Consider the following 25,807-nt stretch of genomic DNA (forward strand, 5'->3'; position numbering starts at 1 on the left):
CTCCGCTCTGCTGGTGGCGCTCCTCCTAGGAGCGGCCACGACATCCACGCGCGACATCGCCGACGGGCCGTTCGAACCATGGACGGCCCTTTTTGTTTGCCCCTCGCCCTCGCCGGGTCCCGCAGGGGGCGCGCCGTCCAGGCCCGTTCCACCCCTGCCCCCGCCACGGCCCACGAGGAGCCCACGATGACCACCCTGACCACGCCCGCCGCCACCACGCCCACCATGCCCACCGGCCCGGAGGCACGGGTCACCGACCGCGTCCTGACCGGCGACCGCCCCACGGGCCCCCTGCACCTGGGCCACTACTTCGGCACGCTCCGCAACCGGGTCCGGCTCCAGAACGAGGGCGTGGACCTCTTCCTGGTGATCCCGGACTACCAGGTGCTGACCGACCGGGACGTGGCGGATCGCCTGGCGGACCATGTGGAGGGCCTGGTCCTGGACTACCTGGGCGCGGGCGTCGACCCGTCCCGCGCGACGGTGTTCACGCACAGCGCCGTCCCGGCCCTCAACCAGCTTCTCCTGCCGTTCCTGAGTCTGGTGTCGGTCGCGGAGCTCGGCCGCAACCCCACGGTGAAGGACGAGATCGCGCACTCGCGCCAGTCCGCCGTCTCCGGTCTGATGTACACCTACCCCGCCCACCAGGCCGCCGACATCCTGTTCTGCAAGGCGACCCTTGTGCCGGTCGGCAAGGACCAGGAGCCGCACCTGGAGCTGACCCGCACGATCGCGCGCCGTTTCAACGAGCGCTACGGCCCGGTCTTCCCCGAGCCGCGCACCCTGCTCTCCGAGGCCCCGCTGCTGCTCGGCACCGACGGCACCAAGATGAGCAAGAGCCGCAACAACTCCCTTGCCCTGAAAGCGAGTTCGGACGACACGGCACGACTGATCCGGGGCGCGAAGACGGATGCGGCCCGGCTGATCTCCTACGACCCCGAGCACCGCCCCGAGGTGAGCAACCTCGTCCTGCTCACCGCCCTGTGCGAGGGCAGGGACCCGCACGAGGTGGCCGCCGAGATCGGCGACGGCGGCGCGTCCGCGCTGAAGGCCGCCGCCACCGAGGCCGTCAACACCTACTTCGCCCCGCTGCGTGCGAGGCGCGCCGAATACGCCCAGGACATGGGCTATGTAAGGGAGTTGCTCCGCGCGGGCAACGCGAAGGCCAACGAGGTCGCCGAGACGACGCTGGCCGAGGTGAGGGAGGCGATGGGCATGTTCCGCTAGGCCCGCCCACTGCCCTGCCCCACTGCCCTGCCCCCTCGCCCCACCCCCTCACCCCGCCCCGTCCGCCGTCGCGCCTTCCTAGACTGGGCCGTTCCCGGACCGGGTGCGACGGACCCGGTCCCGACGGACGGGGCGGCGATGGCTGGGCAGGGCGGGCGGGGTGTGCGGGACGGGTGGGGGTGGTGGCTGGTGGTGCCGGTCGCCGCGGTGATGGTGTCCGGATGTACGGGCGGGTCGGGGGCGGCGCCGGGGAGCGCGGCCGGGAAGCCGTCGGCCTCCGCGTCCGCCGGGGGCTCGCCCAGCCCCTCGGCGTCGGCGTCGAGCGGCGCCTACGATCCCGCCGCCTACGCGCCCCAGGTGCGGACGTACGCCAAGAAGGCGGGCATCAGCCCTCAACTGCTCATGGCCGTGCTCTACAACGAGGACTACAAGCCGCACGACCCCGCCTTCGAGCGGAGCTGGCAGAAGTACAAGCCGGACGCGGCGTTCGGCATCGCCAATATGCACCGGGCCGCCTTCGACCAGACCAAGCGAGGCCGCCCCTTCGCCTCGCGCACGTGGGAGGAGCTGCCCGACGACCGCGCGCTCGCCGTGGAGGCGGCGGCCTGGTATCTGCACGACATGTCCGCGCAGCTCCCCGCGCACTGGGCCGGCGGCTACTCCCGTGACGAGCTCATGGCGCTCGGTTACAACGCGGGTGGCGGCAACATGGCGGCTTTCGCGCGCGGCGCGAAGCCCGGCAGTCAGGCCTCGGACTATCTGACCCGGCTGCGGGACAACTGGAAGAAGGCCGGGGCCGCCGTCGCGGGATGACCCCAGGAGGCCCATCCCTCACTCGCGTGGCGGAACCGCTGTGCCTCACTTAGCGTGAGGAAGGGGCGATCACCAACGGGAGATCACCGAGGGAGACCGGCACATGGGCCGTCACACCAAGGACTCTGTCGAGGTCGGACGCGCCGAGCGGACAGCCGCCGCGTCCGACGCGCTTTCCGTCGAGGGGCACTCCCCACCTTCGGGCGCGCACCCGGCCGCCCCGCCACCCCCTGCCGCGTACACCGGCGAGGGCGGGCCGCCGCCCCAGGCGCCGCACACCGGGGCCCGGCACGAGCACCGCTGGCTGGTGCTCGGGGTGATCGCGCTGGCCCAGCTCATGGTCGTCCTGGACGCGACCATCGTGAACATCGCGCTGCCCTCCGCCCAGCAGGATCTCGGGTTCTCCGACGGCAACCGCCAGTGGATCGTCACCGCGTACGCGCTCGCCTTCGGCTCGCTGCTGCTGCTCGGCGGCCGGATCGCCGACCTCGTCGGACGCAAAGTCGTCTTCCTCATCGGCCTCGTCGGCTTCGCCGTCGCCTCCGCGATCGGCGGCGCCGCCCCCAACTTCGAGGTGCTCGTCACCGCCCGCGCCCTCCAGGGCGTCTTCGGCGCGCTGCTCGCCCCGGCCGCGCTCTCGCTCCTGACGACGACCTTCACCGACCCCAAGGAACGCGCCAAGGCGTTCGGCATCTACGGTGCGGTCGCCGGTACGGGCGGCGCGGTGGGACTGCTGCTCGGCGGCATCCTCACCGAGTATCTGGACTGGCGCTGGTGCCTGTACGTCAACCTCCTCTTCGCCGCGCTCGCCTTCCTCGGCGCGCTGCGCCTGCTGCACCCCGGAGCCCCCAGCGACCGGCCCAAGCTCGACATCCCCGGCACGGTCCTGGTGTCCGCCGGACTGTTCTGCATCGTGTACGGGTTCTCCAACGCCGAGACCCACGCCTGGAGTTCGGCCCAGACCTGGGGATTCCTGGCGGTCGGCGGCGTCCTGCTGATCGCGTTCGCCTGGTGGCAGACGCGGGCCAAGCACCCGCTGCTGCCGCTGCGCGTCGTCCTGGACCGGGACCGGGGCGCGTCCTACCTCGCCATGTTCATCTCCGGCGCGGGCATGTTCGGCGTGTTCCTGTTCCTGACCTACTACCTCCAGCAGATCCTGCGCTACTCCCCGGTCAGCACCGGCCTCGCCTTCCTGCCCATGGTGTTCGCGATGATCGTGAGTTCCGTGGTCGCGCAGAACAAGCTGGTCCCCCGGTTCGGCGCGAAGCCGATCGTGCCGCTCGGCATGGGACTCGGCGCGGCCGGGCTCGCCTGGATGACCGCCCTCGACGCGACCAGCAGCTACGCCGCCCATGTGCTGCCCCCGCTGCTCGTGATGGGCGTCGGCATGGGCCTGATCTTCGCCCCCGCGATGAGCATGGCCACGGCGGGCGTCGCCGCGCACGACGCGGGTGTCGCCTCCGCGATGGTCAACACCAGCCAGCAGGTGGGCGGTTCGATCGGTACGGCCCTGCTCAACACGCTCGCCACCAGCGCCGCCACCAGCTATCTGGTGGGCCGCCAACCCACCCCCGGCGCCAGGGTCCAGGCCCAGCTCCAGAGTTACTCCACCGCGTACTGGTGGTCGGCCGCCTTCTTCGCGCTCGGCCTGGTCGTGTCGGTGATCCTGTACCGCAAGGGCCCGCCGAGGCAGGCGGTCGGCCCCACGGAGGGCCCCGTCCACATGTGAACCCGGCACCGGCGCACGGCGAGCGACGGCAGGGTGGCGATGACATTTGTCCTGCGGCAGTCAGGACGCTTCACTCTGCCGCCGCCCCCGCCCCTCACGGGAGGATCAGTGATGTCGGCAAGGGCCGGCGGGTCACTGGGAACAAGGTGAGGGGAACGCCATGAGCGCCACGGTCGCGATGGAGATGCCGGTTCAGGTTCTTGAGGGTTCGGACAAGACCACCAACACCCCGGCCGAGGCGCCCCTGTTGGGCCTGCCCAACTGGTACTTCCCGCTCGTCGGCCTCTTCTCCGGCCTCTTCGACATCGCCCGCGCCTACCCGGTCCTGTACGCGCTGATCCCGGTCGTCGCCATCGTCCAGATCGTGCTCGCCTTCACCATCCTGCGGCCCCGCATCCGCGCGATGAAGGCCCTGTGGAAGAACAAGCGCACCCGCTTCCTGGCCATCGGCCTCGTCGCCGTCCGCTTCGTCGTCCGCTACGGCCTCGGCATCGCCGGCCTCGCCCTGGGAGCGGCCACCGGGCAGATCACCCTCGGCATCGTCATGGCCGTCATCGGTACCGCGATGGCCTGGGGCGACCAGTGGCTCATCCTGCGCACCCTCCGCCACGCCCAGGCCACGACCGTCTGACCCCGCCGAACTACTCCTTCGGCGCCAGGATGCCCCGGTTCTCCAGGAACATCAGGACGTGCCCGCACTCCCGGCAGGCCAGGGCCAGCACATAGCTCTTGCTCGCGAACATCTTGTCCGGGCGGTAGAACTTCACCGTGAAGTGAGCAGTCGGGGCATTGGTCGTGTGCAACTCGACGGACTCAAGTGCCCCTTCACACAAGGGACATGACTCCGGAACCACCGGTGGAAGCTGCGGGATCGCCATGGCCGGATCCTACGTACGGACCCTTCAGGCCCCCTTGACCGCCCCCACGAACCGCGACCACGCGGCGGCGTCCACGAGCAGTACGGGCCCGCTCGGGACCTTGCTGTCCCTCACGGGGACGACGTCCCCGAACCCGTCCGCGACCTCGATGCAGTTCCCTCCGTCAGCGTTGCTGTACGAAGACCGGCGCCATGCCCCTTCGGCCACCTCGACGCAGCTCCCGCCCTCCGCGTTGCTGTAGGACGACTTCCGCCAGCGGGCGGTGGTCAGAGGGGGCGTTATGTTCATGCTGCGTAGTCCTCCAGTGCCGCCTGGATCATTTGGAGGGATGCCTTCGGCGGCAGAGCGGCGGCCCTTCCCAGATCGTAGGTCTTCACATAGCTGGCTACCAGGGCGGGACTGTCCAACAACTGCCCGGAGTAAGCGGATTCGGTGTAGACCACCGGGGGTGCGTCGGTGAAGTCCATGACCCGGAACGGGCCATCCATGAGCGGATGCGGCCCTTCCGCCGTCGGGATGACCTGCACCAGTACGCGATGCTGCTCGATCAGCTCGATGAAGTGGGCGAGTTGGGTTCGCATCACCTCTGCTCCGCCAACCGCGGTGGTCAGCACGAGTTCGTGCACGATGAACCACACCTCCGGCAGCTCAGGCCCGTCCAGCAACTGGGCCCGCTCCCGACGCGTAGCGACGCTCTTCTCTATGAACTCCTCGCCCGCGAACGGCCGGGACGCCCGGATCAGGGCCCGCGTGTACTCAGGCGTCTGAAGCAACCCCGGCACGATCATCGGCGCGTACTCGCAGATCGCGGAGGCCATCGCCTCAAGCTCGGCCGCGAGGCGGAAGTACTCCGCGTGCTGGGAGGCCTGCTCCATCGCCTCGCACATCCGGGTGAGGATGCCGTCGGTCTTGAGCACCGCGTCGAGCAGCTTGGCCATTTCCTTCGGCGGGCGCCGCGTCGCGCTCTCCATCTGGCCGATGTACGCGCCGGAGCAGAAGACGAGGGCGCCCAGCTCGTCCTGGGAGAGCCCGGCGGCCTCACGGTGGCGTCGTAGCTCCGTGCCGTAGAACGCGCGGGGTGAGTCCCACGGGTTGAGGTCCTTGGGTCGCGTCATGAGCAACTCCCCTGTGCGCCAACGTCGTTGTCGGAACGGGACGTACCGGGACCGAGCGTAGCTGCACAGGGTGACGCGAGACGCACGGAATGTGAAAACGGCGGGCCTGCTGGCGATCCGGTGCGGCAAACCGTCACGTATGCGGCATTACGGCTACTTTCCTGGGTCATGGGAGTTTCGAGTTCCGTGAAGCGGATGCTGGTCGGGCGGCCGCTGGACACCAGTCGGCTGGGGGAGACGCTGCTGCCCAAGCGGCTCGCGCTGCCGATCTTCTGTAGCGACCCGCTGTCCTCGGTCGCGTACGCCACGGAGGAGATCCTGCTGATCCTGGCGCTTGGCGGGGCCGGCCTGCTGCATCTGGCCTGGTACGCGGCGGCGGCCATCGTCTTCCTGCTGGTGGTGGTGATCGCGTCCTACCGGCAGACCTGTCACGCCTACCCGGGGGGTGGCGGCGCCTATGTGGTCAGCGCCGAGAACCTGGGGCCGACCGCCGCGCTCACCGCGGCGAGCGCGCTGCTCGTGGACTACGTCCTGACCGTCGCGGTGTCGGTGGTGTCCGGTGTCGCGGCCATCACCTCCGCGGTGCCGTCCCTCGCACCCCACCAAGTCGCCCTGTCCGTGGGGTTCGTGGTGCTGCTGACCGTGATGAACCTGCGGGGGGTGCGCGAGTCCGGGCGGATCTTCGCCATTCCCACGTACGGGTTCGTGTGTGTCATCTATCTGATGTTCGCGTTCGCCGCCGTGCGGCTCGCGACCGGCGCGACCATCCGCGCCGAATCCGCCGACCTGCCCCTGCACGCCACCGGGACCTACGCCGGGATCGCCGTGGTGCTGCTCGCGCTGCGCGCCTTCGCGTCCGGGTGTACGGCCCTGACGGGCGTGGAGGCGATCAGCAACGGCGTACCCGCCTTTCAGAAGCCCAAGAGCCGCAACGCCGCCAACACCCTGGCGGTGATGGGCCTTTTGTCGGTGACGATGTTCGTCGGGATCACCACGCTCGCCATGGCCTACCGGGTCCATGTGGCCGCCGATCCAACGGAGTTGGGGCTCGCGCCCGGCGCGACACCGTCCACCGCGCTCGCGCAGATCGCCCGCGCGACCTTCGGCGGCGCGGACCTGCTCTTCTATCTGGTGCAGGCGTTCACGGCGGGCGTGCTGGTGCTCGCGGCCAACACCGCGTTCAACGGGTTCCCGATGCTCGCCTCGATCCTGGCGCGCGACCGGTACGCGCCGCGCCAGCTCTACAACCGGGGCGACCGGCTCGTCTACTCCAACGGGGTCGTGCTGCTCGCGCTCACCGCGATCGCGCTGATCGTGGCGTTCGACGCGGAGCTGACGCGGCTGATCCAGCTCTACATCATCGGCGTCTTCGTCTCGTTCACGCTGTCCCAGGCGGGCATGGTCAAGCACTGGCGCAAGGAGCTGGCGACGCCCGAGGTGCGGGACAGGGGGCGGGACAACCGGCGGCACATCCACCGCTCGCTCGCGATCAACGCGGTGGGCGCGACCCTGACCGGGCTCGTCCTCGTCATCGTGCTGATCACGAAGTTCACGCACGGGGCGTGGCTCGTCGTCATCGCGATGCCGGTGCTGTTCTTCGGCATGAAGGGCGTACGGCGGCACTACGACCAGGTGGCGCGGGAGATCGCCGTCGGGCCCGACGCCAAACCGCCCCGGCCCTCGCGTCATCACGCGTTCGTCCTGGTCTCCAGTGTGCAGGCGCCCACCCTCAAGGCGATCGGCTTCGCCCAGGCTCTGCGGCCCGACACCCTGACCGCGCTGACCGTCGCCGCCGACGAGGACGCGGACCGGCTGCGCGAGCAGTGGACCGCGTACGACCTGGGCGTACCGCTGACGATCATCGACTCGCCGTACCGGGAGGTCGTCGGGCCGGTCCTGGCGCATGTGAAGGAGACGGCGGACGCCGAGCCCGGCGCGATGGTGTCGGTGGTGATCCCCGAGTACATCGTCGGCCACTGGTGGGAGCAGCCGCTGCACAACCAGAACGCGCTGCGGCTCAAGGCGCGGCTGCTGTTCATGTCCGGGGTGACCGTGATCGACGTGCCCTACCGCCTGCGGTCCGCGCGCCGTCCCCCGCAGGGGTAGGTATCGGCCACGCCCCTGGCTGGGTAGCCAGTTCCTGTGGTACGCCATGCGGACCTTCGAGAGGAAGACCGATGCAGTGCACGAACTGCGGACAACAGATGACGAAGACACAGGACGGCTGGTGGATCTGCTACCCCTGCGGGACTTCCCAGCCTGCGTAGACGCGGTTGACCCGGCCTGTCCCCGGTGTGCGGCTGATCTCACCCGGGCACGCGGCGACTGGCGCGCGTGTCCCGGGTGCGAGTACGAGATGGACGCCGACGCCGTCCGCCTCTATCAGCTGCTGTCGGCCGCGTACGAAGCACAACCGAAGGAGTTCTTCGACTGGGTGGAGCGCCGCAGGGACAGGCTCCGGCACGAGGAACCGATCTGGCAACGGCGGCGATGACGCGCCGCGGAGGTCAGGGGCGGCGCGAGCGGGGAGGGCGGCCCCGCCGTGGCGGTCCCTTTACGGGCTCAGTCGCGGCGGCGGCGCAGAAGCAGGAAGCCGCCGGCCGCGACGCCCGCGGTGGAGGCGGCGGCCACGGCCTGGGGAGCGGATGAATGGCCGTCGCCCGAACCGGAGTTGGCCGGGGTGGCGGTGGCCGGGGCGGGGGTCGCGGGGTCGCCGCCGTGGCCGTGGTGGCTGACCGTGGAGTGGCCGGCTCCCGCGGCGATCTTCTGCTCGGTGGGCGCCGCGGCGGCCTTGGCGGCGCCGCCGTACACCACGTCGGAGCAGCTGTAGAACGCCTCCGGGCTGTCGTTGCGCTGCCAGACCTTGTAGATGATGTGGCGCCCGGTGCGGGCGGGCAGCGTGCCGGTGAAGGTGTAGTAGCCGTCCGTCGCGGTGCGGGGGGTCTGGTAGACGGCGACGGGCGTGGTGTCCAGGTCGGACCACTTCAGCGGCTTCGTCGGGTCGAAGCCCGCCTTGGTGATGTACACCGTCATCGTGCCCGAATGGGCCGCCGTGGCACGGAACTTGAAGTCGAACGCGCCCGCCGCGACGCTGGTGGACGGCCAGTCGGTACGGGCCCAGTCGAGTGCCCGGTACTTGTCCCGGTTGGCCGAGCAGAGTTTGCCGTCGGGGATGAGCTGGCGGGACTGGCCGTTGGCGTTGGCGATGTTCACCTCGTTCCAGTCGTAGAGCGGCTGGGTGCCCGAATCCGCGACGAGGTCCTTGCACACCTGCGACACCGGATGCTCCGGGCCCTCGGCGTAACAGGCGGCGATCCGGCTGACCGGATTGAACACGGCGCCGTGCGCTGCGGCGGCGCCGGGGGTGAGGGCGAGCAGCGTGAGGGAGGCGGCCAGGGCGGTGAGGGTCGCTGCGGTGTGCCGGGGGGACAGCCGGGGGGACATGGGGGCTCCTTGGGGTGGGGAGGGCAGGGAGGGACCAGGTGCGGCGGAGCGGTGCGCGGCCAAGTGCCCGCGCGGGAGCGGTAGTTGGCAGCCTGGCATTGGTCTGGACCAAGTGGCAAGAGGTCTACGCCAACCCGGCGGGCGAGATCGCTTGGCCCCCGTGCCCGTGCCCGTCCCCGTGGGTGTGGGGCGGGGACGACGGCCGGTCGTCGGCGGGGCGGGCCCACCACAGGGCTTCGCCGTGGGTCAGGCCGGGAAGGCGCCGCTCGATGTCCGCCACCCGACGGGCCGCGACCGTGCCGCGCAGCCGCCAGACCCCGGCCGTGGCCGTGCTCCCGCTCTCCTCGATGAGCGCACCCAGCGCCGTGAGCTGCCGGGCCACGGCCGCGAGGGTGTCGGCCGGGACGTCCAACTCGAAGGCCTGGTACGGCTCGTAGAGCAGTGTCCCCGCCTCCCTCAGCGCCTGGGTCAGGACGATCCTGGTGAGGGCGCGGAAATCGCCCGCCGTGCTGAGAATGCTGTCGAAGCCCGAGCGCACCAAGGTGACCGCGCAGTCCGCGACGGCCCAGCCACGTGGGCCGCCCGCGCGCAGCGCCTCGTACACGGTCTCCTCGATGGCCTGGTGGAAGGCGCGGGGCAGCGCGCCGAGCTCGGTCTCGTAGCGGAAACTGTTCCCGGTGCCGTACGGGGCCGCTTCCACGCGCAGCCCGACGGTCGCCCAGTGCCCGGTGGGCGCGGGCCCGCGATGGGCGAGCTCCCGCATCGATTCGCCGGTGCCGGCGGGGCGTTCCGTGCAGACCGTACGGCTGGGCTCGAAGACCGCCTCGATGCCGTACGTGTCGGCGAGCGTGGCGGCGATGACCTCCTTCTGCACCTCCCCGTACAGGAACACCGAGGTGGCCCCACCGACTTCGGTACGGGCCCGGATCAACGGGTCCCGCTCCGCGAGGTCGCTCAGCGCGGAGTGCAGCCGGGCGGCCATCGCGGGGCCGGGCTCGCGGGGGCGTACGACGCTCTGGAGGGTGGGGGCGGCGAAGTGCCGGCGCCGTCCGGTGGGGCGGCCGAGCTGGTCGCCCACGCGGATGCCGGGCAGGCCGCGCAGTCGCCCGATCTCCCCGGCGATGAGCCGGACGGTACCCGGCTCGTCCTCCCTGCCCACGACTTCGAGGCCGGTGAGGCGGCCGGTGTGGGTGGTGGTGTTGGCGCCTGTGCCGACGGGGTCGGGGGAGGTGAAGGTCACGGACTGACGGGGCAACAGCGCGCCCTCGAAGAGGCGGAGGTACGCCGTCTTGTGGCCGGCCTCGTCCCGCTCCACGGCGAAGACCGTGCCCCGGGGCGGGGTGTCGGTGGGAGCTGCTGTCGCGGGCGGGGGCGGGAGCAGAGTTGCCAGGGCTTCGATCAGGGAGGCGACGCCCTGGCCGCTGATCGCCGAGCCGAAGTACACGGGGTGGACCAGCGCATGGGCGGTCTGGTCGGCGAGGGCCGTGGTGCGTTCGGCGGGGGTGAGGGGTGGTCCGTCCACGACGCGGGTGAGGATGTCGTGGTCGTGATCGGCGAGCAACTCGTCGCATTCCGCAGCGAATTGGGCCGCCGTGGCGGCGCGGCGTGGGGAGGTGGTGGCGTGCCGGCTGCCCGCGTCGCATACGTCCGTCATCCGCACGATGTGGGGGGTCAGCTTGCGGCGGACGTCGGCGAGGAGCCCCTCGACGCGGGCGCCCGCGCGGTCGATCTTGTTGACGAAGATCAGCGTCGGGAGGCCTGCCTCGCGCAGGGTGCGCATCAGGACACGGGTCTGGGCCTGTACGCCCTCCACGGCGGACAGCACGAGTACGGCGCTGTCCAGCACGCCCAGCGCGCGCTCCACCTCGGCGACGAAGTCGCTGTGGCCCGGGGTGTCGATGAGGTTGACCTGCGTGCCGCCCACGCGGAACGACGCGACGGCGGACCGCACGGTGATGCCGCGCTGCCGCTCGATGGCGCTGGTGTCGGTCTGGGTGTCCCCACCGTCCACGCTGCCGAGCCGGGAGATCGTGCCGGTGTCGTACAGGAGGCGTTCGGTGAGGCTGGTCTTACCGGCGTCGACGTGGGCGAGGATGCCGATGTTCAGGGTGCGGGTGGGGGTGGGCATGGGTGCGGGGTTCTCCGAAGGGGGCCGGGAGGTTGGGGCTCTGGGCGGGTTCGGAGGGACGGCGCACGGGTTGCTCCTGCGGGGTGGGGGGTGTGGTGCGGGCCACGCTAGAGGGGTGGGACTTGCGCGGGCCACCCCTTTTCCAACCCCCTGGGGCTCCGCCCCAGACCCCGAGGCACCTCGCCCACCCACCCGCCCGTGACCCGGGGTTGGATGGTTCGGGCCTTCCTGGGGCTCCGCCCCAGACCCCGTATCGCGCCTTAAGGGCGCTCGTCCTCAATCGCCGGACGGGCTGAGGTGGCCTGTGCTGGCCGGCACCGAGTAGTTAAGGGGCGCGGGGAACTGCGCGAGTAGCGGGCACGGTCCGCACGTGACCGGGGGTTTCAGGGGCGCGGGGAACTGCGCGAGACGCGGGCACGGTCCGCAGCCGCGAGCGGGTTTTAGGGGCGCGGGGAACTGCGCGAGAGGGGGAACGGGGTGCGAGGGGCGCAGGGGGCTGGGGGCTGGACCCGGGGGGCGTGGGGGTCGGGGTGGACAGTAAAGTGCGGGCGTCGGGGGGAAACGTACCCGCGACCCACCCCCACCCCGAGGTACGCCCACCGTGAACCCCACCCCCCACGTCACCGTCGTCGGAATCGGGGCCGACGGGTGGGCCGGCCTCACCCCCGCCGCGCGACACGCGCTCACCACCGCCGACGTCGTCCTCGGCGGCCCCCGCCAGCTCGCCCTGCTGCCCCCGGAGTGCGCGGGCGAACGCATCGCCTGGCCCACCCCGCTGCGCCCCGCCGTACCCACGCTGCTCCAGGCCCACGCGGGCCGCCGCATCGCCGTGCTGGCCAGCGGTGACCCCATGTTCTACGGCATCGGCCGCACCCTCACCGAGGCGCTCGGCGCCCCGCCCCGCATCCTCCCCCACCCCTCCTCCGTCGCGTACGCCTGCGCCCGGCTCGGCTGGCCCGTCGAGGACGCCGAGGTGGTCACCGTCGTCGGGCGGCCGCTCGCCCGTGTCGCCGCCGCGCTCCACGACGGGCGGCGCCTGATCGTGCTGAGCGCCGGCGCCGACACCCCGCGCGACCTCGCGGCCCTGCTGCGCGACCGCGGGTTCGGGCCCAGCCGCATGCGGGTGCTCGAACAACTCGGGTCGGGGGAGGAGAGGGAAGTCGCGGGGACCGCCGACGGCTGGGACGTCCCTCCCGGCGACCCCCTCAACCTCGTCGCCGTCGACTGCCGGCGCGCCCCCGACGCCCTCCGCCTCGGCGCCGTGCCGGGGCTGCCCGACACCGCGTACGAGCACGACGGCCAGCTCACCAAGCGGCACATCCGCGCCGCCACCCTCGGCGCGCTCGCGCCCGCGCCCGGCGAGCTGCTCTGGGACATCGGCGGCGGCTCCGGCTCGATCGCCGTCGAGTGGATGCGTACGCACCCCTCCTGCCGGGCCTTCACCGTCGAGCGGGATGCCGTACGGGCCGAGCGCATCGCGCGCAACGCGGACCGGCTCGGCGTGCCCGGGCTGCGGGTCGTCACCGGCGCCGCGCCCGCCGCACTCGCCCAACTCCCCACCCCCGACGCCGTGTTCATCGGCGGCGGACTCACCGCGACCGGTCTGCTCGCCGCCTGCTGGGACGCGCTGCCGGTCGGCGGACGGCTCGTCGCCAACACCGTCACCCTGGAGTCCGAGGCGCTGCTCGCCGACTGGTACCGGCGCCACGGCGGCGAACTCGTCCGGCTCGCGGTAGCGCACGCCGTGCCGGTCGGCACGTTCACGGGCTGGCGCCAGGCCATGCCGGTCACCCAGTGGGCGGTCGTCAAGGAGGGCCCTGCGTCCCCCGGCCCCGCCGCCCTCGACTCCGACCCCCTTGACTCCGTATCCCTCAACACCCCTTCAGGAGACGCCACATGACCGTGTACTTCATTGGCGCGGGGCCCGGCGCCGCCGACCTGATCACGGTGCGCGGCGCCCGTACGCTCGCCTCCTGCCAGGTGTGTCTGTACGCGGGCAGCCTCGTGCCGCGCGAACTCCTCTCCGAGTGCCCCGAAGGGGCCCGGCTCGTCGACACCGCGCAGCTCAACCTGGATGAGATCACCGGGGAGTTGGTACGCGCCCACGAGGCCGGGCAGGACGTGGCGCGGCTGCACTCCGGTGACCCGTCGGTGTTCAGCGCCGTCGCCGAGCAGATGCGGCGGCTCGACGCGGCGGGGGTGCCCTACGAGGTCGTGCCGGGGGTGCCCGCGTTCGCCGCGGCCGCGGCCGCGCTCAAGCGGGAGCTCACCGTGCCCACGGTCGGGCAGACCGTCATCCTGACCCGCATCGCGCAGCGCGCGACGGCCATGCCCGAGGGCGAGGACCTCGCGACGCTGGGGCGCAGTGGGGCGCTGCTCGTCCTGCACCTCGCGGCGGGGTACGTCGATCGGGTCGTCGAGGAGCTGCTCCCGCACTACGGCGCCGACTGCCCCACCGCCGTCGTGGCCTTCGCCTCCCGCCCCGAGGAGCTGATCCTGCGCGGCACGCTGTCCGACATCGCCGGGCAGGTGCGGGAGGCGGGGGTGGTGCGTACGGCGGTGATTCTGGTGGGCCGTACGCTCGGGGCGGCCGAGTTCCGGGACAGTCATCTGTACTCGGCGGATCGGCACCGCTGCTAGGGGGTGGCCGGGCCGGCCGGGGCTTCTTGCGCAGTTCCCCGCGCCCCCCAAACCCCCGTCCACCTGCGGATCGTGCTCGCTTTTCGCGCAGTTCCCCGCGCCCCCCAAACCCCCGTCCACCTGCGGATCGTGGTCGCGTCTCGCGCAGTTCCTCGCGCCCCTGAAACCCGCTTGATCCTGCGGATCGTGCTCGCTTTTCGCGCAGTTCCCCGCGCCCCTGGCTACTCGGTGCCGGCCCGCATCGGCCACCTCGGGCCGTAACTGCTCGGTGCTGGTCCGCGCAGGCCACCTCAGCCCGTCCGGCGTTTGAGGACGAGCGCCGTTCAGGCGCGATCGGGGTCTGGGGCGGAGCCCCAGGAAGGCCCGGGCCATCCAACCCCGCTGCACGGGCGGGTGGGTGGGCGAGGTGCCTCGGGGTTTGGGGCGGAGCCCCAGGGGGGCCGGAACCGACCAACCCCGCTGCACGGGCGGGTGGGTGGGAAAACGCGTCGGGGTTTGGGGCGGAGCCCCGGGGTGGGTAGGGGGCGGCCACACCCGTCAGGGGCCGGTGGGGGTGCTGCGGCCCACCACCGTTCCCGCGCGGTCGATGCAGATCACGTCCACCGCCACCGGCGCACCCCGCAGCACCGCGAGCGCCTCGTCGCGGGCCCGGGCTGCGACCAGGTCGCCCAGGGGGACGCCCGCCGCCGTGCACAACTGGAGTGCCGCAAGGCCTGTGTTGGCGGTCGACACCTGCGTAGCGAGGGCATCGCTCGCGCCGCCCTCGCGGGCCAGGGCCGCGAGGAACGGCTTGTCCACCTGGGAGCGGGCGGAGTGCAGGTCCAGATGGCCCGCGGCCAGTTTCGACAGTTTGGCGAAGCCGCCGCAGATGGTGAGGCGGTCCACCGGGTGACGGCGTACGTACTTCAGGACCGCGCCCGCGAAGTCACCCATGTCGAGCAGGGCGTCCTCGGGCAGCCCGTACTCGGCCACCACCGTCTTCTCCGACGTCGAGCCCGTACAGCCCGCCACATGGGTGCGGCCCGCGGCCCTCGCCACGTCCACCCCGCGCCGGATCGAGTCGATCCACGCCGAGCACGAGTACGGCACCACGATGCCGGTCGTGCCCAGGATCGACAGGCCGCCCAGGATGCCCAGGCGCGGGTTCCACGTGGAGCGGGCGATCTCGGCGCCGTGGTCGACGGAGATGGTGATCTCGACGTCGGCCGAGGCGCCGTGTTCCCCCGCCACCCGCGTCGCGTGCTCCGTCATCATCTGGCGCGGCACCGGGTTGATCGCCGGTTCACCCACCGGCAGGGGCAGCCCGGGCAGGGTGATCGTGCCCACGCCCTCGCCCGCCCGGAACACCACGCCCGAGCCGGGCGGCAGCAGCCGTACCGTCGAGCGGATCAGCGCGCCGTGCGTGACGTCCGGGTCGTCGCCCGCGTCCTTCACCACGGCCGCCATCGCCCACCCGGCGGCCAGCTCCTCGGCGGCCAGCGCGAATGCGGGCGTCTGGCCACGCGGCAGCGTGATCGTCACCGGGTCGGGGAAGTCACCGGACAGCAGCGCGGTGTACGCGGCCGTGGTGGCCGCCGTCGCGCACGCCCCGGTCGTCCAGCCGGACCGCAGACCGGTGTGCTTGAGTTGGGCGCCGCGCCCGCCCTTCGCCTCGCTCATGCCCCGCACCCCCGGCCGCGCACGGCCCCGGCCCCACTCGTCACACTCATGACCCTCGGCCTCACACTCACGTACTCACGTACTCGCGACTCACTCACGCGGTCACCCACGCACTCACGAACGGAACCGGAACCTGTGCACATCTTGATTCTGGGGGGTACGGGCGAGGCCCGTCGGCTGGCGGACCTGCTGCACGACGCGGAAGACCCCGGCATGCGCGTGACGAGTTCGCTCGCGGGACGGGTCGCCGAGCCCCGGCTGCCTCCGGGAGAGGTCCGCGTCGGCGGGTTCGGCGGCGCCGAGGGGCTCGCGCGGTGGCTGCGTACGCACCAGGTGGACGCACTCATCGACGCCACCCACCCCTTCGCCCGGACGATCAGTTTCAACGCGGCGCTCGCCGCGACCGCCGCCCATGTTCCCCTGCTCGCGCTGCGCCGGCCCGGCTGGGTCCCCGGCGAAGGCGACCGCTGGCACCCGGCGGACTCCCTCGACGAGGCCGCCGCCCTGCTGCCCGCGCTGGGCCGCCGCGTCTTCCTCACCACCGGACGCATGGGCCTGGCCGCCTTCGCGGGCCTGGACGCGCTGTGGTTCCTCATGCGGTCCGTGGACGCGCCCGAGCCGCCGTTCCCCGCCCGCATGGAGGTGCTGCTCGACCGGGGCCCCTTCACCCTCGAAGGAGAGCGGGAGGTGCTGCGGACGCACCGGATCGACGTGCTGGTCACCAAGGACAGCGGCGGGGCCGCCACCGCCCCCAAGCTCACCGCCGCCCGTGAGGCCGGTCTCCCCGTCGTCGTGGTGCGCCGCCCGCCCGTCCCGGACGGGGTGAGCGTGGCGGCCACCCCCGAGGAGGCGGCCGCCTGGGTGCGCCGGTTCAGCGACCCGCACCGGACGAACGGGCCCGGGCGGCGGTAGCCGTACGCGCGGGCTCAGCCCTCCGGGTAACGGCGCGGGGTCCAGACGATCTCCTCGCCGCCGCCCCGGCGCACCACCTGGGTCTGCGAGGAGCCGACCAGCAGGATCGTGCGCATGTCGACCTCGGCCGGGTCCAGCTCGCCCAGGCGCACGATGCGGACGCGCTCGCCGGGGCCGCCCACATCGCGGGCGACCACGACGGGGGTGTCCGGCGCCCGGTGCTCCAGGAGCAGCTCACGGGCCTTGGCCACCTGCCACGTGCGGCTGGCGGAGCCCGGGTTGTAGAGCGCCAGGACGAGATCGGCGGAGGCCGCCGCGTGCAGGCGCTCCGCGATGACGTCCCACGGCTTGAGCCGGTCGGACAGCGAGATCGTGGCGTAGTCGTGGCCGAGCGGGGCGCCCGCGCGGGCGGCCGCCGCGTTCGCCGCCGTCACCCCCGGCAGGACCCGCACGGGCACGTCCGCGTACTCGGGCTGCGAGGCCACCTCAAGAACGGCCGTGGCCATCGCGAAGATGCCCGGGTCGCCGCCCGACACCACGGCAACCCGCCTTCCGCGCATGGCCAGTTGGAGGGCGAACTCGGCGCGCTCGGACTCCACCTTGTTGTCCGAGCCGTGCCGCTGCTGTCCGGGGCGCTCGGGCACCCGGTCCACATACGTCGTGTAGCCCACGATGTCGTCGGCGGCGGCGAGCGCGCCCCGCGACTCGGGGGTCAGCCACAGCGGCCCGGCGGGCCCGGTACCCACGACCACGACCTCACCCCGCTCGCGCACGGGAGGAGTGGCGTCGATCCGGCTGGGCAGCACCGCGACGGAGAAGTACGGCACCGACTCCGGGTCCACGTCGGCGAGTCGACCGGTACGCTCGCCCGCCATGGTGGCGCGCTCCACATACCGCGCCTCCTCCAGGCGCCCCGAACGCTCGAGCGCCCGGCGGACCTTGGTGAACGTACGCCCCAGCTTCATCACCACCGCCGAGTCGGTGGCGGCCAGGCGCGCGGTCAGCTCCTCCTCCGGCAGCGTGCCGGGCAGGATCGTGAGCACCTCCTCGGCCTCCACCAGCGGCTCCCCGAGCCGGGCGGCCGCGGCGCTCACCGAGGTCACCCCGGGGATCACCTCGGTCGGATAGCGGTGCGCGAGCCGCTTGTGCATGTGCTGGTACGAGCCGTAGAACAGCGGGTCGCCCTCGGCGAGCACGGCGACCGTACGGCCCGCGTCGAGGTGCTCGGCGAGGCGGGCCGAGGCCTCCTCGTAGAAGTCGTTGAGCGCGCCCCGGTAGCCGCCGGGGTGATCGGTGGTCTCCACCGTCAGCGGGTAGACCAGCTTCTCCTCGATGTGGTCGGCCCGGATGTGCTTCGCCGCGATCGAGCGCGCTATGGAGCGGCCGTGCCGCGCCGAGTGGTAGGCGACCACATCGGCCTGCGCGATCGCCTCGACCGCGCGCACCGTCATCAGGGACGGGTCGCCGGGCCCGAGCCCGACCCCGTACAGCCGGCCGGTGGCACGGCCGCCGGTGCCGTCGCTGCCGGCGGTGGTGTTCATGGCGGCGGTGACGGTGGCGGTGGCGGTGGCGGTGGCGGTGGCGTCGGCCTTGGTGTTGGTGTTTGCGGTCCCGTTCCCGTTCCCGTTCCCGTTCGCGTTCCCGGCCCCGGTGGTGTTCGCGTTGTCGTTGCTGGTCTCGTCGTTCATCGCGCTCTCGTTCATTCCGCCTCGCTCGCGATCGCGTTGAGTGCGGCGGCGGCGATCGCGCTGCCACCCCGCCGGCCCCGTACCACCAGGTGCTCCAGGCCCGAAGGGTGCGCGGCGAGCGCGTCCTTGGACTCGGCGGCGCCGATGAAGCCCACCGGCACACCGATGACGGCCGCCGGGCGCGGGGCGCCCTCCTCGATCATTTCGAGCAGCCGGAACAGCGCGGTGGGCGCGTTGCCGACGGCCACGACCGCGCCGTCGAGCCGGTCGCGCCACAGTTCCAGGGCGGCCGCGCTGCGGGTGGTGCCCATCTTCGCGGCGAGCTCGGCCACCGACGGGTCGGCCAGGGTGCACAGCACCTCGTTGTCGGCGGGCAGCCGCTTGCGGGTCACTCCGCTGGCCACCATCCGCGCGTCGCACAGGATCGGCGCCCCGGCGCGCAGCGCCTCACGGGCCGCCGCCACGACGCCGGGCGTGAAGCCGAGGTCGCGGGGCAGGTCCGTCATGCCGCAGGCGTGGATCATGCGGACCGCGACCTGGCTGACGTCGGCGGGCAGACCGGTGAGGTCCGCCTCGGCGCGGATCGTGGCAAAGGACTGGCGGTAGATCTCCGCGCCGTCCTTCTCGTAGTCGAACACTGTGCTCTCGCTCATCTCGTCGTTGTCCCCGGAGTGGTCATGTGGTTCGTGGGGGCCCGTGTGGTGCCCTCCGTGCGGCGGCCACCGCTTGCGTCAACTCGCCTTCCTCCAGCGGTACTTGACGCTCTCGCGCACCCCGCACCGCGACCGTGTAGACGCCGTCGGCGGTCGCGGTCACATCCACCCAGTCGCCGTGCGGACGGCCGCAGCGGCGTTCACACCCGGACCAGTGGACCGGAAGTCCGCCCGTTCCCGGCAGGGCGTCCCGGCGCACGTCGGCCAGCGCCTTGGCGCAGCCGGGCCGCCCGGTGCACGCCCCGACCCCGGCCCACGGTGCGTCGGGCGCGGTGACGAATCCGGCGTCGCCGAGTTCCCGCAGCCGCTCGCGGGCGCCGCGCTCGTCGAACCCGGGGACGACGAACCCGCGCCAGGGTGTGACCCTGACCTCGCCGCCGGGGCCGGCGAGCGCCCGCAGTTGCGCGGCGGAGACCCGGCCGAGGACGGGGGCCACGACGACGGTGTACGCGCCTTCGGGGCCGGCGAGGATGCCGGGGGTGGGTGTGGTCGCGGGTGTGGGTGCGGGTGCGGGTGGTACGAGGGTGGGGTCCGCCGGGATGTTCGCGTGGGCCAGGGCGGTCGCGAGGTCGACGGTGTGGCCCGGGGGGAGTTCGCGTACCCGCCAGGCGCCGGTGCCCGCGGCGGCCGCGGTGGCCAGGAACGCGCGGGCGGCTTCCAGGGCCGCGCGGGGGGCGTCGGATGCGGCCACCTTCAGCGTGCTCGCCCCGACGCGTACGACCACCGCGTTCCCGGCCTGTGCGTTCCCGGCCTGTGCGTTCCCGGCCTGTGCGTCCCTGGCCGGTGCGTCCCCGGCCTGTGCGAGCAAGGTCACATCGGCTCCGAGGCCCGCGACGTCGCCGCGGCCGTCGTCCAGGGCGAACAGGAAGCGGCCGGACAGGGCGGCGGTCCACTCCTCGGCGCACAGCAGCGCGTCCAGGGCGCGCAGCCGGGGGAGCAGGGTGCCGTGGCCGAGGCCGTCGAGTCCGGCGAGCGGGGACGCCACGATGTTGCGGATGCGCTCGTGGCGTTCGGAGGGCAGGAGGTGGGTGTGGCGCAGGAGTTCGGCGAGTCCGGTTCCGCAGCTCTCGCCGATGCCGCGCAACTCGGCGTTGCCGCGGGAGGTGATGGTGAGGTGGCCGTCCCCGTAGCGCTCGGCGGCGACCGCGAGGGCCTCGACCTGACGGTTCGTCAGGATGCCGCCGGGCAGGCGCAGTCGGGCGAGGCGGCCGTCGTCGGCGGAGTGCAGGCGAAGGGCGCCGGGGCAGGCGTCGCTGCGGTCCCGCGTGAGGGGGTGGGCCTCGGGGGGTGCGTCGCGGGTGGTGCCCGGGGCGGGGGGCTGTGTCGCGGGTTCGCCCTGTTGGGGGGTGGTGGGGGTGGGGGGCGGCGGCATGGCGGCGAGCATACCCACGCCCGGCCAGGGGTGCCCCGCCCCCAACCCCCCGGGGCTCCGCCCCAGACCCCGGGCACCTTTGCCCACCCACCCGCCCGTGACGGGGGTTGGTTGGTTCCGGGCCCCCTGGGGCTCCGCCCCAGACCCCAGGCACCTCGCCCACCCACCCGCCCGTGCAACGGGTTGGTCGGTTCCGGGATCCCTGGGGCTCCGCCCCAGACCCCGTTCGCGCCTGAACGGCGCTCGTCCTCAATCGCCGGACGGGCTGAAATGCCCGATGCGGGCCAGCGCCGAGTAGTTAAGGGGCGCGGGGAACTGCGCGAGAAGCGACCACGGTCCGCAGCCGAGAGCGGGGTTGCCTGGGGCTCCGCCCCAGACCCCGTATCGCGCCTGAACGGCGCTCGTCCTCAAACGCCGGACGGGCTGAAATGCCCCGCTGCGGGCCAGCACTGACCCCGCCAGGGGCGCGGGGAACTGCGCGAGAAGGGACCACGGGCCGCAGGGTCGAGAGGGTCAGGGGCGCGGGGAACTGCGCAAGAGGGGGTTTGGGGGGCGCGGGGTGTCGGCCTCGGCCCCCACGGCGGCGGCCCCGGCCCGCGCCCGGAGAACCGCGGACCGGGGTCGCTACTATGCAGACGACGGGCCACCCGGCCCGCCACGCGCCGGCGACGGCGACAGGGGGAGGAAGCCCGGTGTGATTCCGGCGCGGTCCCGCCACTGTGAGCCCGGACCCAGGCCCTCGCGGACCTGGCCGAGTGAGTCAGGAACTCCCCTTCCCAGCTTCGGGCTTCCGCCCGGACGGGGAGACCCATTCCGACACCACCCGGGGCGCGGACACCCCGAGGAAGGCCTGACGCCGCATGCTGCACTCGTCCGGGGAGCCCACAGAGGACCCCCGCCCCATCCTGCTTCTGTCGACGTCCGACACGGACCTCCTCAGCGCCCGCGCAGCGAACGGCCCGGTGCCCTACCGGTTCGCCAACCCCTCCCGCCTCGCGCTGACCCCCCTGAGCCCGCAGAACCCCCCGGCCACGCAGGCCACCGGCGCGGTCCAGGCGAACCAGAACCCCCAGGCCACGCAGGCCCCCAGCGCGGCCCAGGCGAACCAGAACGATCCGGCCGCACAAGCCGCCCCGCCCGCCCAAGCGAACCAGACCCCCCCGCCCGCCCAGGCCACCGGCGCGGGCCAGAGGGAGCCGGATCTCCTCGACAGCCTCCTCGACGGCGTCGGCCTCGTCGTCGTCCGTCTGCTCGGCGGCGTTCGCGCCTGGCAGGACGGGCTGGACCGGCTCACGGCGAGCGGGCTGCCCGTTGTCGTGCTCACCGGCGAACAGGCCCCGGACGCCCAGCTCATGGCCGCCTCCACCGTGCCCGTCGGCATCGCCGCCGAGGCGCACGCCTACCTCGCGCACGGCGGGCCGGCCAACCTCGACCAGCTCGCGCGGTTCCTCTCCGACACCGTGCTGCTCACCGGCCACGGCTTCGAGCCGCCCGCGCCCGCCCCGTCGTGGGGGCCGCTGGAGCGTACGGCCAAGGCGGTTCAGGGGCCCACCGTCGCCGTGCTCTACTACCGCGCCCACCACATGAGCGGCAACACCGCCTTCGTGGACGCCCTGTGCGGGGCAATCGAGGACGCCGGGGCCCGGCCGCTGCCGCTGTACGTGTCCTCGCTGCGCGACCCCGAGCCCGCGCTCATCGAGGAGCTGCGCGCGGCCGACGCCATCGTGACGACCGTGCTCGCGGCCGGCGGCACCAAGCCCGCCACCGCTTCGGCCGGCGGCGACGACGAGTCGTGGGACGCGGGCGCGCTCAGCGGTCTGGACGTACCGATCCTCCAGGCGCTCTGCCTCACCGGCTCGCGCAGCGCCTGGGAGGAGAACGACGAGGGTGTCTCCCCGCTGGACGCGGCGAGCCAGATCGCCGTGCCCGAGTTCGACGGCCGCCTGATCACCGTCCCGTTCTCCTTCAAGGAGATCGACGAGGACGGGCTGCCCTCCTATGTCGCCGACGCCGAGCGCGCCGCCCGCGTCGCCGGGATCGCCGTACGGCACGCCCGCCTCAAGCACATCCCGGCCGCCGACAAGCGCATCGCGCTCGTCCTGTCCGCGTACCCGACCAAGCACTCCCGCATCGGCAACGCGGTCGGCCTCGACACCCCGGCGAGCGCGGTCGCGCTGCTGCGCCGGCTGCGCGCCGAGGGGTACGACTTCGGGCCCGAGGAGGAGATCCCGGGTCTGGTGTCCGGCGACGGCGACGAGTTGATCCGTGCGCTCATCGACGCGGGCGGCCACGACCAGGAGTGGCTGACCGAGGAGCAGCTGGCCGCCAACCCGGTCCGTATCCCGGCCGCCGACTACAAGCGCTGGTACGCCACCCTGCCCGAGGAACTGCGCGAGAACGTCGAGCGGCACTGGGGGCCGCCGCCCGGCGAGATGTTCCTCGACCGCAGCCGTGTGGGCCAGGGCGGCGACCCCGAGGGCGACATCGTGCTGGCGGCCCTGCGCCGCGGCAACCTGCTGATCCTCATCCAGCCGCCGCGCGGCTTCGGCGAGAACCCGATCGCGATCTACCACGACCCCGATCTGCCGCCCTCGCACCACTACTTGGCGGCCTACCGCTGGATCGCGGCGAACACCGCAGACGGCGGGTTCGGCGCGGACGCCATGATCCACCTGGGCAAGCACGGCAACCTGGAGTGGCTGCCCGGCAAGAACGCGGGCCTGTCCGCGGCCTGCGGCCCCGACGCCGCGCTCGGCGACCTTCCGCTGGTCTACCCGTTCCTGGTCAACGACCCGGGCGAGGGCACCCAGGCCAAGCGCCGCGTGCACGCCACCCTGATCGACCACCTCGTGCCGCCGATGGCCCGCGCCGACTCCTACGGCGACATCGCGCGCCTGGAGCAACTCCTGGACGAGCACGCCCAGATCGCGGCCATGGACCCGGCCAAGCTGCCCGCGATCCGCGCCCAGATCTGGACGCTGATCCAGGCCGCCAAGCTCGACCACGACCTGGGGCTCGAAGACCGGCCCGAGGACGAGGGCTTCGACGAGTTCATCATGCATCTCGACGGCTGGCTCTGCGAGATCAAGGACGTCCAGATCCGCGACGGGCTGCACGTCCTCGGCAACGCCCCGGCCGGCGCCGACCGCGTCAACCTGGTCCTCGCGATCCTGCGCGCCCGCCAGATCTGGGGCGGCACCACCGCCCTGCCCGGACTGCGCGAGGCCCTCGGCCTGGACGAGTCCGCCGCCACCCGCACCTCGGCCGACGAGGCCGAGGAACAGGCGCGCGCGCTCGTGCAGTTGATGGACGACGCCGGATGGGACCTCGCGGCGATCCCGGCCGAGCAGCCCCAACAGGTGCGCGCCATCCTGGAGTTCGCCGCCCGCGAGGTCGTACCGCGCCTGGCCGCGACCACCGCCGAACTCGACCACACCGTGCACGCCCTGAACGGCGGCTTCGTCCCGGCCGGGCCCTCCGGCTCCCCGCTGCGCGGGCTCGTCAACGTCCTGCCGACCGGCCGCAACTTCTACTCCGTGGACCCCAAGGCCGTCCCCTCCCGGCTCGCCTGGGAGACCGGCCAGGCGCTCGCCGAGTCGCTGGCCGAGCGCTACCGCGCCGACAACGGCTCCTGGCCGACGTCGGTCGGGCTCTCCCTGTGGGGTACGAGCGCGATGCGCACGGCGGGCGACGACGTGGCCGAGGCGATGGCGCTGCTCGGCGTACGCCCCGTATGGGACGACGCCTCGCGCCGCGTCACCGGCCTGGAGCCGATCCCGCTCGACGAGCTCGGCCGCCCCCGCATCGACGTGACGCTGCGCATCTCGGGCTTCTTCCGCGACGCGTTCCCGCACACCATCGGCCTGCTCGACGACGCGGTGCGCCTCGCGGCCTCCCTCGACGAGCCCGCCGACGTCAACTACGTCCGCGCCCACACCCAGGCCGACCTCGCCGAGCACGGCGACGAACGCCGGGCCACCACCCGCATCTTCGGCTCCCGCCCCGGCACTTACGGCGCGGGCCTGCTCCAGCTCATCGACTCCCGCGACTGGCGCACCGACGCCGACCTCGCCGAGGTCTACACGGTGTGGGGCGGCTACGCCTACGGGCGCGAACTGGACGGGCGCCCGGCCCGGGACGAGATGGAGACGGCGTACAAGCGGATCGCGGTCGCGGCGAAGAACACCGACACCCGTGAGCACGACATCGCCGACTCGGACGACTACTTCCAGTACCACGGCGGCATGGTCGCCACCGTGCGCGCCCTGCGCGGCACCGCGCCCGAGGCCTACATCGGCGACTCGACGCGTCCGGAGACCGTCAAGACGCGCACCCTGGTCGAGGAGACCTCACGGGTCTTCCGGGCGCGGGTCGTCAACCCCAAGTGGATCGAGGCGATGCGCCGCCACGGCTACAAGGGCGCCTTCGAACTCGCAGCCACCGTGGACTACTTGTTCGGCTACGACGCCACGACCGGCGTGGTAGCCGACTGGATGTACGACAAGTTGACCGAGACGTACGTCCTGGACCCGGCCAACCGCGAGTTCCTCCAGAACGCCAACCCCTGGGCGCTGCACGGCATCGCCGAGCGCCTCCTGGAGGCCGAGTCGCGCGGCATGTGGGCCAAGCCGGACCCGGCGGTCCTCGAAGCCCTGCGCCAGGTGTACCTGGAGACCGAGGGCGACCTGGAGGACGAGGGCTGAGTCCTTCTCGAACGGCGGGCCCGGGTCCTTGGACCCGGGCCCGTTCGCGTGCCCCGTTCGCGCGTCGCCTCCGCGTGTCCTGTCCGCGCTAGCCCTGGGTGCCGAAGTCCTGCGTCCACCAGGGGCCGCCGGAGCCGTGGTGCACACCGATGCCGATCTCCTTGAACGCGCAGTTCAGGATGTTGGCGCGGTGACCGGAGCTGTGCATCCAGGAGTCCATGACCGCGGCCGCGTCGGCCTGGCCGCGGGCGATGTTCTCGCCGTACGTACTCCACTTGTAGCCGGCCGCGGTGATCCGCTCACCGGGGCCCGCGCCACTCGGGTCGGTGTGGTCGAAGAAGTTCTGCGCGGCCATGTTCTCGGAGTGCTTGAGCGCCGCGTCGTACAGCTTGGAGTTGGTGGTGAGCGCCGAGCAACCCGCCTTGCTCCGCTCGGAGTTGACCAGGTCGAGCACCTGCTGGACATCGGCCGGGACCCCGGGTGCCGCAGGGCGGGGCGTCGCGCGCCGGGTGCTGGGGGCGGCCTTCGACGGGGTGGGACGCGCGGCCGGCCTGCTGGGTGACGCGGAGCTCTTGGACGCGCTGGGCGAGGGCGAACTCGTGGGTTTCGGCGGCGAGTTGGTGGCAGAAGGGCTCGGCGACAGCGGCTGCGTACTGCCGTCGGCGGCGGCCGCGTCGGTGAGGGTGGCCGGGGCGTCGGCGACCGAGCGCGCGGGGGCTTGTCCGGAGTCCGTCATGAAGTGGTACGCCCCGCCGAGGGTGGCGACCGCGGCGAGCGCGGCGATGA

General features: G+C 72.9%; 19 protein-coding genes, 1 pseudogene and 1 riboswitch. Of the genes and pseudogenes, 10 read left to right on the forward strand and 10 right to left on the reverse strand.

Annotated elements, in window-relative coordinates:
* The first annotated feature begins 186 nt into the window (after positions 1–186).
* The 4 genes from trpS to N4G70_RS28255 all read left to right on the forward strand — a co-directional run bounded on the left by trpS (position 187) and on the right by N4G70_RS28255 (position 4,400).
* Positions 187–1,227 carry a tryptophan--tRNA ligase gene (trpS, locus tag N4G70_RS28240; protein WP_399037137.1) on the forward strand — a complete coding sequence of 347 codons (1,041 nt, stop codon included), beginning with the start codon at positions 187–189 and terminating at the stop codon, positions 1,225–1,227.
* Between the two features lie 138 nt (positions 1,228–1,365).
* Complete coding sequence (locus tag N4G70_RS28245) at positions 1,366–2,040, forward strand: lytic transglycosylase domain-containing protein (protein ID WP_261715557.1); 675 nt, start codon at positions 1,366–1,368, stop codon at positions 2,038–2,040.
* Positions 2,041–2,347: 307 nt separating this feature from the next.
* Entirely contained in the window at positions 2,348–3,769 is a 1,422-nt protein-coding gene (locus N4G70_RS28250) for an MFS transporter (protein WP_399037152.1), read from the forward strand.
* 160 nt (positions 3,770–3,929) lie between these two features.
* Positions 3,930–4,400: a hypothetical protein gene (locus tag N4G70_RS28255; RefSeq protein WP_261715559.1), complete on the forward strand. Its 471-nt coding sequence runs from the start codon at positions 3,930–3,932 to the stop codon at positions 4,398–4,400.
* 10 nt (positions 4,401–4,410) lie between these two features.
* Here the strand turns inward: N4G70_RS28255 and N4G70_RS28260 are convergent, their stop codons facing one another.
* From N4G70_RS28260 to N4G70_RS28270, 3 genes are all read right to left on the reverse strand, one after another.
* The gene (locus N4G70_RS28260) at positions 4,411–4,572 is read right to left on the reverse strand and encodes a hypothetical protein (protein ID WP_261715560.1); all 162 of its coding nucleotides are present in this window, start codon (positions 4,570–4,572) and stop codon (positions 4,411–4,413) included.
* 99 nt (positions 4,573–4,671) lie between these two features.
* Positions 4,672–4,935 carry a DUF397 domain-containing protein gene (locus tag N4G70_RS28265; protein ID WP_261715561.1) on the reverse strand — a complete coding sequence of 88 codons (264 nt, stop codon included), beginning with the start codon at positions 4,933–4,935 and terminating at the stop codon, positions 4,672–4,674.
* The gene (locus N4G70_RS28270; RefSeq protein ID WP_261715562.1) at positions 4,932–5,762 is read right to left on the reverse strand and encodes a helix-turn-helix transcriptional regulator; all 831 of its coding nucleotides are present in this window, start codon (positions 5,760–5,762) and stop codon (positions 4,932–4,934) included. The genes N4G70_RS28265 and N4G70_RS28270 overlap by 4 nt, the downstream gene beginning before the upstream one ends.
* Positions 5,763–5,930: 168 nt before the next feature.
* On the opposite strand from N4G70_RS28270, the gene N4G70_RS28275 reads away from it, so the two are divergent.
* The gene (locus N4G70_RS28275) at positions 5,931–7,868 is read left to right on the forward strand and encodes an APC family permease (RefSeq protein ID WP_261715563.1); all 1,938 of its coding nucleotides are present in this window, start codon (positions 5,931–5,933) and stop codon (positions 7,866–7,868) included.
* 46 nt (positions 7,869–7,914) lie between these two features.
* Positions 7,915–8,256: a hypothetical protein gene (locus N4G70_RS28280; RefSeq protein ID WP_261715564.1), complete on the forward strand. Its 342-nt coding sequence runs from the start codon at positions 7,915–7,917 to the stop codon at positions 8,254–8,256.
* A 68-nt stretch (positions 8,257–8,324) separates the two neighbouring features.
* Here the strand turns inward: N4G70_RS28280 and N4G70_RS28285 are convergent, their stop codons facing one another.
* Together N4G70_RS28285 and N4G70_RS28290 are read right to left on the reverse strand one after the other, a co-directional pair.
* Positions 8,325–9,206, reverse strand: coding sequence for a lytic polysaccharide monooxygenase (locus N4G70_RS28285; RefSeq protein WP_261715565.1), 882 nt, complete (start codon positions 9,204–9,206; stop codon positions 8,325–8,327).
* A gap of 124 nt (positions 9,207–9,330) precedes the next feature.
* Positions 9,331–11,334 (reverse strand): translation factor GTPase family protein, encoded by a 2,004-nt coding sequence (locus N4G70_RS28290; RefSeq protein WP_261715566.1) that lies wholly within the window; start codon positions 11,332–11,334, stop codon positions 9,331–9,333.
* A 601-nt stretch (positions 11,335–11,935) separates the two neighbouring features.
* Between N4G70_RS28290 and cbiE the strand changes: the two genes are divergently transcribed.
* Entirely contained in the window at positions 11,936–13,234 is a 1,299-nt protein-coding gene (cbiE, locus tag N4G70_RS28295) for a precorrin-6y C5,15-methyltransferase (decarboxylating) subunit CbiE (protein WP_261715567.1), read from the forward strand.
* On the forward strand, positions 13,231–13,974 hold the full coding sequence (gene cobM, locus N4G70_RS28300) for a precorrin-4 C(11)-methyltransferase (protein ID WP_261715568.1): 744 nt from the start codon (positions 13,231–13,233) through the stop codon (positions 13,972–13,974). The genes cbiE and cobM overlap by 4 nt, the downstream gene beginning before the upstream one ends.
* 537 nt (positions 13,975–14,511) lie before the next feature.
* Here the strand turns inward: cobM and N4G70_RS28305 are convergent.
* Entirely contained in the window at positions 14,512–15,633 is a 1,122-nt protein-coding gene (locus N4G70_RS28305; protein ID WP_261715569.1) for a cobalt-precorrin-5B (C(1))-methyltransferase, read from the reverse strand.
* A gap of 135 nt (positions 15,634–15,768) precedes the next feature.
* Between N4G70_RS28305 and N4G70_RS28310 the strand changes: the two genes are divergently transcribed.
* Positions 15,769–16,545 carry a cobalt-precorrin-6A reductase gene (locus N4G70_RS28310; protein ID WP_261715570.1) on the forward strand — a complete coding sequence of 259 codons (777 nt, stop codon included), beginning with the start codon at positions 15,769–15,771 and terminating at the stop codon, positions 16,543–16,545.
* 14 nt (positions 16,546–16,559) lie between these two features.
* Here N4G70_RS28310 and N4G70_RS28315 read toward each other — a convergent pair whose 3' ends face one another.
* The 3 genes from N4G70_RS28315 to N4G70_RS28325 all read right to left on the reverse strand — a co-directional run bounded on the left by N4G70_RS28315 (position 16,560) and on the right by N4G70_RS28325 (position 20,330).
* Positions 16,560–18,086 (reverse strand): precorrin-2 C(20)-methyltransferase, encoded by a 1,527-nt coding sequence (locus N4G70_RS28315; RefSeq protein WP_261715584.1) that lies wholly within the window; start codon positions 18,084–18,086, stop codon positions 16,560–16,562.
* A 158-nt stretch (positions 18,087–18,244) separates the two neighbouring features.
* Positions 18,245–18,886, reverse strand: a complete 642-nt coding sequence (locus N4G70_RS28320) for a precorrin-8X methylmutase (protein WP_261715571.1) — start codon at positions 18,884–18,886, stop codon at positions 18,245–18,247.
* A gap of 22 nt (positions 18,887–18,908) precedes the next feature.
* The gene (locus N4G70_RS28325; RefSeq protein WP_399037155.1) at positions 18,909–20,330 is read right to left on the reverse strand and encodes a cobalamin biosynthesis protein CobG; all 1,422 of its coding nucleotides are present in this window, start codon (positions 20,328–20,330) and stop codon (positions 18,909–18,911) included.
* A 669-nt stretch (positions 20,331–20,999) separates the two neighbouring features.
* Positions 21,000–21,088: riboswitch (cobalamin riboswitch) on the forward strand.
* 429 nt (positions 21,089–21,517) lie between these two features.
* On the opposite strand from N4G70_RS28325, the pseudogene cobN reads away from it, so the two are divergent.
* A pseudogene (cobN, locus tag N4G70_RS28330) lies at positions 21,518–25,021 on the forward strand (cobaltochelatase subunit CobN); the annotation flags it as partial.
* 88 nt (positions 25,022–25,109) lie between these two features.
* Here the strand turns inward: cobN and N4G70_RS28335 are convergent.
* The coding region (locus N4G70_RS28335) for a CAP domain-containing protein (RefSeq protein ID WP_261715574.1) at positions 25,110–25,807 on the reverse strand (698 nt) is incomplete at its 5' end.

It is taken from the genome of Streptomyces sp. ASQP_92, from assembly GCF_025399895.1.
GTDB lineage: Bacteria > Actinomycetota > Actinomycetes > Streptomycetales > Streptomycetaceae > Streptomyces.

Bases quoted from the DNA above. Each gene is read 5' to 3' on its own strand.
- trpS (WP_399037137.1), top strand. From the start codon at position 187: ATGACCACCCTGACCACGCCCGCCGCCACCACGCCCACCATGCCCACC.
- N4G70_RS28245 (WP_261715557.1), top strand. From the start codon at position 1,366: ATGGCTGGGCAGGGCGGGCGGGGTGTGCGGGACGGGTGGGGGTGGTGG.
- N4G70_RS28255 (WP_261715559.1), top strand. From the start codon at position 3,930: ATGAGCGCCACGGTCGCGATGGAGATGCCGGTTCAGGTTCTTGAGGGT.
- N4G70_RS28265 (WP_261715561.1), bottom strand. From the start codon at position 4,935: ATGAACATAACGCCCCCTCTGACCACCGCCCGCTGGCGGAAGTCGTCC.
- N4G70_RS28270 (WP_261715562.1), bottom strand. From the start codon at position 5,762: ATGACGCGACCCAAGGACCTCAACCCGTGGGACTCACCCCGCGCGTTC.
- N4G70_RS28275 (WP_261715563.1), top strand. From the start codon at position 5,931: ATGGGAGTTTCGAGTTCCGTGAAGCGGATGCTGGTCGGGCGGCCGCTG.
- N4G70_RS28280 (WP_261715564.1), top strand. From the start codon at position 7,915: ATGCGGACCTTCGAGAGGAAGACCGATGCAGTGCACGAACTGCGGACA.
- N4G70_RS28285 (WP_261715565.1), bottom strand. From the start codon at position 9,206: ATGTCCCCCCGGCTGTCCCCCCGGCACACCGCAGCGACCCTCACCGCC.
- N4G70_RS28290 (WP_261715566.1), bottom strand. From the start codon at position 11,334: ATGCCCACCCCCACCCGCACCCTGAACATCGGCATCCTCGCCCACGTC.
- cobM (WP_261715568.1), top strand. From the start codon at position 13,231: ATGACCGTGTACTTCATTGGCGCGGGGCCCGGCGCCGCCGACCTGATC.
- N4G70_RS28305 (WP_261715569.1), bottom strand. From the start codon at position 15,633: ATGAGCGAGGCGAAGGGCGGGCGCGGCGCCCAACTCAAGCACACCGGT.
- N4G70_RS28315 (WP_261715584.1), bottom strand. From the start codon at position 18,086: ATGAACACCACCGCCGGCAGCGACGGCACCGGCGGCCGTGCCACCGGC.
- N4G70_RS28320 (WP_261715571.1), bottom strand. From the start codon at position 18,886: ATGAGCGAGAGCACAGTGTTCGACTACGAGAAGGACGGCGCGGAGATC.
- N4G70_RS28325 (WP_399037155.1), bottom strand. From the start codon at position 20,330: ATGCTCGCCGCCATGCCGCCGCCCCCCACCCCCACCACCCCCCAACAG.